General features: G+C 35.7%; 11 protein-coding genes. All 11 read left to right on the forward strand.

Annotation, left to right across the window (positions count from 1 at the left end; genetic code table 11):
* The first annotated feature begins 87 nt into the window (after positions 1 to 87).
* Positions 88 to 603, forward strand: coding sequence for a hypothetical protein (locus tag ACRDEC_RS00895; RefSeq protein ID WP_431496450.1), 516 nt, complete (start codon positions 88 to 90; stop codon positions 601 to 603).
* A 3-nt stretch (positions 604 to 606) separates the two neighbouring features.
* The gene (locus tag ACRDEC_RS00900) at positions 607 to 813 is read left to right on the forward strand and encodes a helix-turn-helix domain-containing protein (RefSeq protein WP_300570078.1); all 207 of its coding nucleotides are present in this window, start codon (positions 607 to 609) and stop codon (positions 811 to 813) included.
* A gap of 140 nt (positions 814 to 953) precedes the next feature.
* A complete protein-coding gene (locus ACRDEC_RS00905; protein ID WP_431496451.1) occupies positions 954 to 1,850 on the forward strand; it encodes an ABC transporter ATP-binding protein in 897 nt (298 codons plus the stop codon).
* Positions 1,843 to 5,382, forward strand: a complete 3,540-nt coding sequence (locus ACRDEC_RS00910) for a M1 family aminopeptidase (protein WP_431496452.1) — start codon at positions 1,843 to 1,845, stop codon at positions 5,380 to 5,382. Before ACRDEC_RS00905 ends, ACRDEC_RS00910 begins: the two co-directional genes overlap by 8 nt.
* Positions 5,383 to 5,897: 515 nt before the next feature.
* The gene (locus ACRDEC_RS00915; protein ID WP_431496453.1) at positions 5,898 to 6,593 is read left to right on the forward strand and encodes a phosphoadenylyl-sulfate reductase; all 696 of its coding nucleotides are present in this window, start codon (positions 5,898 to 5,900) and stop codon (positions 6,591 to 6,593) included.
* A 29-nt stretch (positions 6,594 to 6,622) separates the two neighbouring features.
* Positions 6,623 to 7,528, forward strand: coding sequence for a sulfate adenylyltransferase subunit CysD (gene cysD, locus ACRDEC_RS00920; protein ID WP_431496454.1), 906 nt, complete (start codon positions 6,623 to 6,625; stop codon positions 7,526 to 7,528).
* Between the two features lie 35 nt (positions 7,529 to 7,563).
* Positions 7,564 to 8,799: a sulfate adenylyltransferase subunit 1 gene (locus ACRDEC_RS00925; RefSeq protein WP_431496455.1), complete on the forward strand. Its 1,236-nt coding sequence runs from the start codon at positions 7,564 to 7,566 to the stop codon at positions 8,797 to 8,799.
* Positions 8,800 to 8,812: 13 nt separating this feature from the next.
* Complete coding sequence (gene epsC / locus ACRDEC_RS00930; RefSeq protein ID WP_431496456.1) at positions 8,813 to 9,628, forward strand: serine O-acetyltransferase EpsC; 816 nt, start codon at positions 8,813 to 8,815, stop codon at positions 9,626 to 9,628.
* A 98-nt stretch (positions 9,629 to 9,726) separates the two neighbouring features.
* Positions 9,727 to 10,677 carry a cysteine synthase A gene (gene cysK / locus ACRDEC_RS00935; RefSeq protein WP_431496457.1) on the forward strand — a complete coding sequence of 317 codons (951 nt, stop codon included), beginning with the start codon at positions 9,727 to 9,729 and terminating at the stop codon, positions 10,675 to 10,677.
* Between the two features lie 75 nt (positions 10,678 to 10,752).
* Positions 10,753 to 11,568 carry a uroporphyrinogen-III C-methyltransferase gene (cobA, locus tag ACRDEC_RS00940; protein WP_431496458.1) on the forward strand — a complete coding sequence of 272 codons (816 nt, stop codon included), beginning with the start codon at positions 10,753 to 10,755 and terminating at the stop codon, positions 11,566 to 11,568.
* Positions 11,558 to 13,213 (forward strand): diflavin oxidoreductase, encoded by a 1,656-nt coding sequence (locus ACRDEC_RS00945; protein ID WP_431496459.1) that lies wholly within the window; start codon positions 11,558 to 11,560, stop codon positions 13,211 to 13,213. The genes cobA and ACRDEC_RS00945 overlap by 11 nt, the downstream gene beginning before the upstream one ends.
* Positions 13,214 to 13,314: the final 101 nt, after the last annotated feature.

Consider the following 13,314-nt stretch of genomic DNA (forward strand, 5'->3'; position numbering starts at 1 on the left):
GGGATTATTTATTAAAATATAGCTATAAATTATTGTTTTACGATAATTAATTATTATATTTGCTTTGTTAAATAATTAAAATAAATCATGAAATTAGTAAGAATCATATCAACTATTTTGTTTTACCTGGCTCGAATATTGGCCATTGGGTATTTATTAACTGCTTTTCATTTGCTTGTTTCGGTAGTTTTTAAGTTGCCAACATTTCAACTTTTAGAAAAAAATCGGTTTGAGATTTACTATCCATTTACTGATAAAAAGTTTTTATTGGGAAGTGATTATTCATTCAATTACGTGACGGAAATGGTTTTAATCATCGGCTTTTACGGATTGTTTTTTTGGATGTTAGGTAGTGTTTTTAGTACTTTCAAACAAAAACCTTTGTTTACCAAGCAGGGAATTCGAAGCTTAAAAGTTTTTTGTGTGATCAATTTGCTTATTTCTCCTTTATTATTTAGTTTTTTGAGCGTGTTTTCTATTGAGGATATGCCTTTTTTTGCCATGATTATAGCGCATGGAATTATAGGAGTTTTTACTTATTTTTTATGGGCTATTTTCAGAGAAGGAGTTGGACTTCAGGACGAACAAGATTTATATATATAAAGTATGCCAATTATAGTAAACATAGATGTAATGCTCGCTAAGAGAAAGATGCAGTCGAAAGAATTGGCAGAAATTTTAGATATAACTCCAGCCAATTTATCCATCTTAAAAACGGGAAAAGCCAAAGGGATACGGTTTGAATCTCTCGAAGCAATCTGTAAGGCCTTAGATTGTCAGCCGGGAGATATTCTGGAATACGTCAGCGAGTAAATTCATTTAAATAGCAGGTAATTATCGGCGCCAATTTGGAGTCGACAGGACTTTTTTTGTCTTTTTTTAATCAATAATCATCATCAAACCCGAGGCGCAGCCGAACTGTTTGGAGCGCAGCGGAAAAAAATCATCAAAAAATGAACACATTAACAATCACAAATCTCTCTAAGAGATACCCGAATGGAGTACAGGCAATTGACGACATTTCGCTTGAAATCTCCAATGGAATGTTTGGCCTTTTAGGTCCGAACGGAGCAGGAAAATCATCTTTAATGAGGACTATCGCCGGTTTACAGCAACCGGATAGCGGCAGTATCAAATTTAACGGAATTGACATCCTTGAAAACCCCAATTACATTCGACAACATTTGGGGTATTTGCCACAGGAATTCGGAGTTTATCCAAAAATTTCAGCCTATAGATTATTAGAGCATTTAGCTATTTTGAAAGGAATTGTTAATATAAAAGACCGCCATGAACAAATTTTAAGTTTGTTGCAGCAAACTAATTTGCTGGAGCATAAAAACAAGGCTGTTTATACTTTTTCGGGTGGAATGCGTCAGCGTTTTGGTATTGCTCAAGCACTTTTAGGGAATCCAAAAATCATTATTGTAGATGAACCTACAGCTGGTTTAGACCCGGAAGAACGCAATCGGTTTAATAATTTACTAAGTGAGATTGGAGAGAATATTATCGTGCTTTTATCGACACATATTGTAGACGATGTTCGTGATTTATGTACCAATATGGCAATAATTTCCGATGGAAAAATGATTTTAGAATCTAAACCTGATGAATCGATTGCTGTTTTGAATGGCAAAATTTGGACAAAAACCATTGAAAAATCAGCATTGGAAAACTATAAGCTAAAAACAAATTTGATTTCCTCACAGTTATCAGCTGGGAAAATGAATATCCGAGTGTATTCTGAAACACAGCCATCTATTGATTTTATTTCGGTTTCACCGAATTTAGCAGATGTTTATTTTACTGTTTTATTTCAAAATCAACATAAAGAAATAAGCCATGTTTAGAAAGTTATTACAATTCGAATGGCATTATCACACAAGAAGTTTGTTGTTTTATGCCTCATTTTTGGTTTATCTGTGTTTTGGAATTTCAGTTGGAGGTTTTATAAATGGAGGTTTTCCGGGGATTTATAAGAATTCTCCCTTTATGATTACTTATTTTATTGGGCTGTTTTCTATGAATACTGTTTTTTCAACTACGCTATTTGTTGCACAATCTTTTTTACGTGAAAGTGAAACGAAATTTGACTCGATTGTTTATGCGACTCCTGTTTCAAAATGGAATTATTTAGGAAGTCGGTTTCTGATGCTGTTTTTTGTTAGTGCTTTTTCTTTTGTAATGTTTGCTTTAGGAATAATGATTGGACATCTGATGCTGCAAAAAGATGAAATGGCTCCATTTTCGTTTTTCAATTATGTTATACCAATTGTAACTTTTGCTTTGCCAAATATTTTCTTTTGTACATCGGTTTTAGCTGGTTTAGCATGGTTAACAAGAAGTAAATTAATCATTTACGTAGGAGGTTTGTTTATTTTTATACTCTACACGATTGGTTCTATATTTTCTAATTCACCTGTATTTGCTGGAGCTTCACCCGCTTCGACAGCATCTATGTCTGTTGTGGCAAAACTAGATCCTTTTGGAATGGCTGCTTTTTTTGAACAAAGCAGGTATTGGACAGCTTTTGAACGAAATACTAATAATATTATGCTGATTGACAATTTTTTATTCAATCGTGTTTTGTTTTTTCTGATTTCGATAGGGATTTTATTTTTTTCGTACCGAATGTTCTCTTTCCGAAAGATGAAAATTAAAAAATTAAAAAAAGAAAAGACTTTGGAGTCAATGCCAATTATTTCGAAATTTACACAACTTCAAAAAATTGAATTTCAGACTTTAAAGCATAATATCGAAGTTTTAAAGAGCTTTACTAAAATAGACTGTACACTGATTATTAAAGGAATTCCATTTTTACTGATCGTTATTTTATTGGGAGGATTGCTTACTATTGAGATTAAAGATGAAATTAACGGAGGCATTCGAATGGCTGAAAGTATTACCAATACTGCATTGATGGTTTCAACAATAATGGACAGGTTATCCTTTGTAATGATTCTGGTTATGCTTTTTTACAGCAATGAACTTCTTTGGAGAAGCGAATCGACACGATTTGAAATGCTTGAAAATGTCACACCTTACAATCAAAGTATTGTTTTTATTTCGAAGTTGATTTCACTTGTAATCGTTCCCTTTTTATTACTGATTATGAGTATTCTGATTGGTGTTTCTTTTCAGATTATTAAAGGAAATGCACCAATTGAATGGGGTTTATACCTGTCGTTATTCTATTTTATGGGGCTTCCGATAGCATTTGTGGCCGTGTTGATTCTTTCGATACAAACCTTAATTAGGAATCGTTACGTAGGTTTGGTTTTGGCAACTGTAATCACACTTTTACTAAGTACTTCTGTTGGAAAAATGGTCGGGATTAATTATCCGCTATTTCGTTTTGCCGAAACTTTAAGCAGGGAATATTTTGACATGAATGGTTTCGGGAAATATGCTTTTTCTTTCCATGTTAAAATGCTTTATAGTTTTGGAATCACATTGATTTTACTCTTTTTAAGCGGAAATTTTCCTAAAAACAACAAAATTTCATTAAAAACAATCATTAAATTCCCTAAAGTAAGTTTTGTGCAAAAAGGAATTTTGATTTTTGGAGGATTGTTTTTTATGAGTTTTGGAAGCTATATTTTTTACGAAACCAACGTCAGATGCCCGTATGTAATTAAGGAAGATCAGCAAAACTGGAGCCAGCAATACGAAGTAAAATATCGAAAATTCGAAAATTTTTCACAACCTGCAATTACTTCGCTTAAAACGGATGTTGATTTGTTTCCTGAAACGAATAGTTATCAGGTAAAAGGAACATATATATTAGTTAATAATTCCAAAGAAGCTATTGACAGCTTGCTTTTATACATAGATGGAAACACTACATTGACCTCCGTTTCCATTCCAAATTCAAAAATGATTCAGGATGATTCCGATTTTGGACATTATTGGTATAAATTAAACAAAAGACTGCAGCCCAATGAGCAATTAACAATTGACTTTTCATTTACTTCTTTCTGGTCGCCATTTAAGGGGCACACCTCTTTTAATTCTATTATTGACAATGGTTCTTTTATGAGAATTAGCCGTTATTATCCGAAATTCGGGTATCAGAGCGATAACGAACTTGATGATAAAAATGAAAGGACTAAGAGGAAAATGAAGCCGATAACGCCACTTAAAAAGCTGGAAGATTCTACTGTTGTTCCGTATAATTTTATTGATTTTGAGGCGATAGTTTCCACTTCTGGAGATCAGATTGCCGTGGGTTCCGGTAATTTAGTAAAGCAATGGAAATCCAATAATCGTAATTATTTTCATTATAAAGCCGATAGAAAAATGCCATTTCGATTTGCTTTTTCTTCTGCTAAATACGAAGTAAAAAGAGAAATTTACAAAGGAATCCCAATAGAAATATACTATGATAAACGCCATGACAGGAATGTAGATGAAATTATTCGGTCAACTAAAAGCTCGCTGGATTATTGTCAGGAAAATTTTGGAAAATACCCGCATAAAATAATCAGATATGCCGAAATATCTGCTTTTGTGAGTGGTTTTGCAGCTACAGCTTATCCAGGAACAATTTACATGAAAGAAAATATGGGCTTTAACAGTGACATCAGCCGTGGTGATAAAGAAGATATTATCAATCAATTAGCAGGTCATGAATTATCGCATCAATGGTGGGGAAATGACAAACTTAGTCCTGAAGTAAGAGAAGGCGGCGTTATTTTAACTGAAACTTTGGCACAGTATACCGAACTTATGCTTTATGAAAAACGTCATGGACGCGAACGTGCTCTGGAAACCATTAAAGTACATTTGGATTTGTATTTAAGCAGCAGAAGTTTTGATTTGGAAATGCCTTTGTATAAAATAACCTATGATACGCCACATCTGCAGTACGATAAAGGAATGATAATTATGCATCAGTTACGATGGCTTATTGGCGAAACCAATTTGAATAAAGCATTGAAAAACTTGAGTGAGCATTATTCTTTTCCAGATAAACCTGCTGATACTCGTGATTTAATAGCTGAAATTTATAAAATTTCTCCAATTGAATTGCATCCTAAAATTGATGAAATGTTCAAGCAAATAATTACTTATTCTTCCAAAATTGAATCCGTTAGCAGCCGAAAAATTTCAAATAAAAAATACGAAGTTACTTTTGATATCAGCAGTTTTAAATTTAGTGAAGGTGAAAAAGGTAATCGCAAACTGATTCCAAATGATGCTACAATTGATATTGGAATTTATGACGAAAACGGAAAATTGTCAATTCAGACGTTTCAGTTAAAAAACAATCGGGTAAAAGGTAAAATGACGGTTTCAGGGAATCCAAATCGAATTGTTGTTGACCCAAACCTGAAAAATATTGATACTTTTTTGGAGGATAATGAGAAAGATGTCAATTAAATTTCAAATTATTAAAAAATAAGGGGAAAGCTTGTTTTTATAGGATTTCATGGTAAAAAATGCTTTTTTATGTTTCCTTTTTGATGAAAATTTAGTTCTAAAGTGAATTTTTATTTGGAATGTATTTAAAAAATGTTATAAGTTTGTACCGTTCAAAAGAAACAAAATAATGACAAATCAAGTTTTAAATATGATGATGTGTATGTGCTGCTCAGATAATGAGGAGGTATTTGCTATTCGTTAATGTTTTAAAACAACAAAACATATTTGCAAAACTCCTCAAGAAATTGAGGAGTTTTTTTTTACACTAAATTTAAATTACACAAATAAAATGAACACAATAATGATAATAACGGCCATAGTAACATCTGCAATTTGTATGATGATGATGTGTTGTATGCGAAACTTCGCAAGAGGCTGTCTATCTTATTATTTGATGTAAATAATAGTATACCTAAACGTAAGCCTCTTGATCTCAAGGGGCTTTTTTTATATCCATAATCAAACAGAAAAACATGAATCACGAAATCAGTAATCAATTAAAGCAAAATCAGGATATCCGGGAGAATTTGAAGTTTTTAGCCGAAAACTTCTCTGGAAAGATTGTGTTTTCTACCAGCTTTGGCATTGAAGACCAGGTAATAACGGATGTGATTTTTTCTCAAAAACTTTCGGCAGTTGAGGTGTTTACCCTTGATACAGGAAGATTATTTCAGGAAACGTACGCCACTTGGGATAAAACTCAAATTCAATATGGACAGAAAATCAGTGCTTATTATCCTAACAATAAAAAAATAGAAGGATTTATAAATGAAAATGGAATTAATCCTTTTTACGAAAGTGTCAATTTACGAAAGCAATGTTGCCATATCCGGAAAGTAGAACCGCTGCAAAGAGCCCTAAAAGACGTGAAAATCTGGATAACAGGGCTGCGGGCGGAACATTCACCCAACAGGAACGAACTCGAAATTCTTCAGTGGGACGAACAATACGAACTCTACAAATACAATCCATTATTGCATTGGACAACTGAGGAAGTAAAGGATTATGTAACAAAAAAAGGAGTTCCCTACAATGTATTGCACGATCAGGGATTTGTAAGTATTGGTTGCGCTCCTTGCACTAGAGCACTAAAAGAAGGCGAAGATTTCAGGGCAGGCAGATGGTGGTGGGAAGATACCTCAAAAAAAGAATGCGGATTACATAGTTAAAAAATAATAAACAGATAAATACAAGTACAATGAGCAATTCAACACATTATTTAAATCAACTGGAAGACGAAGCTATTTATATTCTTCGGGAAACGGCAGCGCAGTTCGAAAAACCAGCATTGCTGTTTTCAGGAGGTAAAGATTCAATCGTATTGGTGCATTTGGCTCAAAAAGCCTTTCGTCCCGGGAAATTTCCTTTTCCGCTGGTACACATTGATACCGGCCATAATTTTCCTGAAGCTATTGCCTTCCGAGATTATCTGGCGGATAAAATTGGAGAAAAATTAATTGTAGCTTCTGTTGAAAATAGTATCAAAAAATACAATTTAAAAGAAACTCAAGGCCGATTTCCATCCAGAAATGCACTGCAAACATATGCACTTTTAGATGCTATTCAGGAAAACGAGTTTGATGCCTGTATCGGAGGCGCACGACGTGACGAGGAGAAGGCTAGAGCCAAAGAACGCATTTTTTCTGTCCGTGACGATTTTGGGCAATGGGATCCAAAACTGCAGCGTCCTGAATTGTGGGATATCTTAAATGGAAAAATAGAAAAAGGACACAATGTTCGCGTATTTCCAATAAGCAACTGGACCGAATTAGATGTATGGAATTACATTCAAAAATACAAAATTGAACTACCAAGCCTCTATTTTGCCCATGACAGAGAATGTATTGTTCATCATGATAAGCTGGTAGCTACATCTGAATTTATTCAGCCATTACCATCTGATGAAGTTGTTATCGAGAAAGTCAGATACAGAACCGTTGGTGATATGACTTGTACGGCAGCCGTTCCTTCCACAGCCTCAACAATTCAGGATATAATAGATGATATCATCCAAACCAGAATTAGCGAAAGAGGACAGACAAGGTTAGACGATCAGCTTTCCGAAGCGGCGATGGAGGACAGAAAAAAACAAGGATATTTTTAAAGGTTTCAGGTAACCAAATTAAAACATTAACAAAGATGAACACATTAAAATTTATAACAGCAGGAAATGTAGACGACGGAAAAAGTACGCTAATTGGCCGCTTACTTTATGATTCTGACAGCATTCACACGGATCAATTGGGTATTTTGCAAAAACAGACCAAACAGGAAGGAGTTGATATTGATCTGTCACTAATTACTGATGGATTGCGCGCCGAACGAGAGCAAGGAATTACCATCGATGTGGCTTACAAATATTTTTCAACTAAAAAGAGAAAATTTATTATTGCCGATGCTCCCGGACACGAGCAATATACCAGGAATATGATTACCGGGGCCTCCAATTCCAATTTAATTATCATTCTTGTGGATGCTCGAAAAGGAATCACGACCCAAACAAAAAGACATGCAAGTATCGGTTCGCTGATTGGTATCAAAAAAGCCATTATTGCTATCAATAAAATAGATCTAGTCAATTATTCGGAGCCTGTTTTCAACTCGATAAAGGGAGATTTCGAGAACTTGAAAGAGAATCTGAATTTTGACGAGATCATATATATTCCTATCAGCGCACTTGAAGGAGATAATATTGTAGATAAATCAATCTACACACCTTGGTTTGAAGGGGATACGCTGCTGAAAACATTAGAGTATATCGAAATCCCGTCAAGCGAAAACTTAGCTTCCCGTTTTCAGGTGCAATGGGTCATCCGTCCTAAAGATACGGAAAACCATGATTACCGGGGTTATGCCGGCCAAGTGTTAAGCGGTACGTATCAGGTAGGGGATCAGATCACTATTTTGCCTTCCGGTATTGAAACAACTGTTCTGAAAATTGAAAAGCATCAGGAAGCTATTCAAAAAGCAATTGCAGGGGAGAATATCGTTCTGCATTTAGCTGAAAATATCGACATCAGCCGAGGCGATAGTATCGTTAAAACAAATGAGTTGCCACTTTCTTCGAATGATTTGAAATCTTGGGTTTCCTGGCTGGATCATACGGCACTGCAAATTGGAAAAACTTATGTTTTACAGCATCGCTTCAGGAAGGTTCGGGTAAAAATTCAATCTATTGATAAAAAATGGGACAGCAACGAATGGCAGTTCAGCGAAGCAAACGAGATTCAACTGAATGACATTGGTCAAATTTCATTAAAGTCGAACCAGCCATTATTCTTTGATGCTTTTTCGGAAAATTCAAAAAACGGGAATGCTATTTTAATCGATGAAACAACACATAATACAGTGGGTGCCTTGCTTTTTCTGGCTTAATATTTTTTAGAATATGATACATCCTATTTATAAAAAGAATAATTCAAAGGTCAAAAAACTGCCGGATAAAATCAAAACGGAAATCTGGGTAGAGGATCTTTTTTACTGGCTGTTTTCAATAGGAGAATCATATGAAGATGCCGATTTTTTTCTGAAAAAGGAAAAACAATTAAAGGATGATTTAAGCGGATTATTAAACAGCGTTCTCATTTATACTGAAAATACTAAAGCAATAACAGAAGATTTTTTCTCAGCACTTGAATTGATTCACAGTTGGCTGGAAGCAGATCTGGAAACGGTTTTCAATTTTGATCCGGCTGCTAAATCCCGAAGCGAAGTTTTAGTGGCTTACCCAGGCTTTTTTGCCATCGCTGTTTACAGGTTGTCCAATCATCTTTGGAAAATGGGGGTTCCAGTGTTACCGCGATTAATTTCGGAATATGTGCATAGCAAAACAGGTATCGATATTCATCCGGGAGCAAAAATTGGGGAACGCTTTTTTATCGATCATGGAACAGGAGTTGTAATTGGGGAAACATCGGTAATTGGCAATGACGTAAAAATCTATCAGGGTGTTACACTCGGTGCATTAACGGTGAGTAAGGACAAAGCAGAAGTAAAACGCCATCCAACCATCGAAAATAAGGTTATTATTTATGCCAATGCAACGATACTAGGCGGAAATACAATCATAGGGAAAGAATCGGTTATTGGAGGAAATGTCTGGATTACCCATTCTATCCCACCGAAATCACTGGTTTATCACAAAAGTGAAATAGTCATAAAGAATAAAGATCCTTTTCCTGAGCCACTAAACTTTGTGATTTAGAGACAAGAAGTAAGACAATACAAAAAATCAATGATAATCATTGAAATCTGTGAAAAAAAAGAAACAACACAATTAAAAAGAAATAAAAACGTAGTAAAATGAAAGCAAATAATATTTTAGAAACCATAGGAAATACACCGGTTGTCCAACTTAATAAACTATATGGGAACAATAAAAAAGTGTGGATCAAATTAGAAAAAAATAATCCAGGAAACAGTATCAAAGACAGAATTGCATTAGCAATGATTGAAGATGCGGAACGTAAAGGAATCTTGCATCCGGATAGTATTATTGTAGAACCTACCTCTGGGAACACAGGAATAGGATTGGCTTTAGTGGCTGCTGTTAAAGGGTATAAAGTGATTCTGGTAATGCCTGAATCTATGAGTGTTGAAAGAAGGAAACTGATGGAAATCTATGGAGCGGAATTCGAATTGACACCCCGCGAAAAAGGAATGAAAGGAGCTATCGAAAAGGCAAACGAACTGGTTGCACAAATCCCTAATGCCTGGTCGCCACAACAATTTGACAATCCTGCGAATGTTGAAGTCCATGAAAGAACCACAGCTCAGGAAATCATTTCAGATTTTCCTGAAGGTCTAGATTACATCATCACTGGCGTAGGAACTGGCGGACATATTACTGGCGTAGCGAAAGTATTGAAAGCGAAATTTCCTCAACTGAAAGTAATTGCCGTCGAACCGGAATTGTCTCCGGTATTAAGTGGTGGTGCTCCGGGACCACACCCTTTACAAGGTATTGGTGCAGGGTTTGTGCCTTCTATTTTTCAAAATGATTTAATCGATGAGGTAGTGCAAGTTGGGAAAGAAGAAGCGTTTGAATATGCAAGGAATATTGCGAAACAGGAAGGAATATTAGTAGGGATTTCCACAGGGGCTTCTTTAGCGGCTGTTGCCAAAAAGCTGGATCAGACCCCGGATGGAGCAACCATTCTGACTTTTAATTACGATACAGGAGAACGTTACCTGTCCATTGAAGGGTTATTTGAATATGATACAACAGAAAATAAAAATCTGGTAAACCGATAAAGTGTACCAGAAAACTAATCACATTTTCTTTTCTTCTTTTTTAGAAGAATCAGAGTGAAGTAAAAAAGAGATACGATGAAAATAGAAAAAATAGGGAAAGTAATTTTAGCCGGAGCTGGTCCTGGTGATCCTGATTTAATAAGTGTGAAAGCATTAAAATATTTACAGACAGCAGATGTCATTTTAACCGACAGATTGGTGTCGCCTGAAATGATTTTTAACAATGCCCGAAAAGAGGCAGAGGTGATTTATGTGGGAAAGCAATGTTCCAAAGGAATTCATACACCACAGGAAGATATCAATAATCAGATGGTCAGGTTTGCGCAGCAAAACAAACTGGTTTTACGTTTGAAAGGCGGAGATGCTTCGCTTTTCTCTAATATTCTGGATGAATTGCAGGTATTAAAAGCCAACGAAATTCCGTATGAAATCGTTCCTGGGATTTCTGCTGCATTTGGAGCTGCTGCTTATACAGGGATTCCATTGACAGCTCGTGAGCATGCTCGTGGTGTTCGCTTTTTGACGTTGTTCGATCTGCATTCTGTAGCACCAAGCCAATGGAAAGATTGGGCTAAAACTGACGATACCCTGGTTTTCTATATGAGCGGACAAAGATTACATCAGTTGGCGGATTATTTACTTCTAAATGAAATACAGTCCAATAAAGGTATTGCTGTTGTGCAACAAGCCACAACACCTTTTCAAAAAACTACTGTTTTTTCGTTTGAGGAGCTGAAAGTGAAGGAACTTCCTCAATTTGAATATGTGCCTACAATTTTAATTGTGGGTAATGTGGTCAACTTGCACAAGCAATACAATTGGTATAAAGAACAAGCCACATCAAATTCTTATTTTGATAATCATATAATAAACATTCAACATGCTAGCTGAAAACAAATTAACGGTACTTAAAGATTTAGTCAGACACTATTCACGTGAGGAAATCATTTGGACTAAAGGATATTTGGCTGGAATTTTAGCGCAAAATGAAACCTTGCCTGCTTCAGTCATACCTTCGGTAATTTCGATTAAACCAACGATTGTTTACGGAACAGAAACTGGGAATTCTAAAAAACTGGCAACTCAGCTGCAGGCTTTGCTGAAAAAAAATAAAATCCAGTCGAAAGTAGTGGATGCTTTTCAGTATCCTATTGAAAAACTGACTAAAGAAGAACTGCTCCTAGTCATTATGAGTACGCAAGGAGAGGGAGATCCTCCTCAAAATGCTATAAAATTCTTTCATAACTTGAGTAATTCTTCGGCAGATTTGTCTAAAACTAAGTTCAGTGTTTTAGGTTTGGGAGATTCATCTTATCCTTTGTTTTGTCGTGCTGGTGAAGCTATCGATGAGCAATTGAATCGTCTGGGAGGCCAGCGGATTACTGCTTTTCAAAAGGCAGATGTTGATTATGGGCAAACTGCTGAAGCTTGGTTTAATGAAATTCTGGCAAATCTTCAAAATGCAGGGATAGAAGCTCCTATTCAGAAGCAAACAACCGAAAAAGTTGCTGCTAGTAAGAAGACTTATACAGGAATTGTCAGTCATAAAGTGGTTCTAAATGACAGCGGTTCAAATAAAGAAACGTATCATATCGAAATTACTGCCGATGATACACTTGTGTACGAGCCGGGTGATGCTATTGGTTTTTATCCGAAAAACAAGGCACAGGAAATTACAGAAATCACTTCTTTTTTTGGAACAGAAGCAAACAGCAAAGAGTTTTTAGATAAAAATGTAAGAGGGCTAAGCAAAAAATCATTGGACGCTTTATCTCAACTATTTCAAACTGAAATTACGGAAGAAAAGGCTGATTTATTAGATATTCTCAAGAAATACAATAAACCAGAAAGTGTTGCAGCAGCGGCTGTAGTAGCACTGCTTCATCCTATTGCTCCGCGGTTGTATTCTATTTCTTCTGCTTTGGAAGCACATGAAGAACAAGTGCACGTAACGGTCAATCTGAGTACATTTTCGGTTGATGGAGAGGAGAAAACTGGTTTGTGTTCTCAGTTTTTAGCCGATTTTCCAAAAGAAGGCGAGATTGAATTTTACATTCACAAAAATCAGAATTTCAAATTGCCTGAAGCCGATAAAGCTGTCATCATGATCGGACCGGGAACAGGAATTGCACCTTTCAGAAGTTTTTTAGCGCATCGTGATGCTACAGGAGCTGAAGGGGAGAATTGGCTGGTTTTTGGCGAACAGCATTTTGTTTCCGATTTCTATTACCAGACTGAAATACAGGAATGGCTGTCAACTGGGGTTTTAACCAAATTAGACACCGCTTTTTCACGTGATCAGAAAGATAAAATATATGTACAGGACCGATTAAAACAAAATGCGGATGAATTGTATCGATGGATTGAAAACGGAGCATACATCTATGTCTGTGGTCAAAAAAATCCAATGAGCACAGATGTTGAAAATGCATTGCTGGAAATTATTCAAACTAAGAAAAAAATTAGCGTAACAGAAGCCAAAGAATATTTAGAAGCTTTAGAGACCGAAGGTCGTTATCAAAAAGACGTGTACTAAGGGGTTCAGAAGGCAGTACGGCAGTTACCTGACGTGGTCAACCACGTCTACAACGCCAAATATTACGTATTATAACGTGGTCAATGACGTTTGGAACCCCA

This window comes from Flavobacterium sp., assembly GCF_050696275.1.
Classification (GTDB): Bacteria; Bacteroidota; Bacteroidia; order Flavobacteriales; family Flavobacteriaceae; genus Flavobacterium.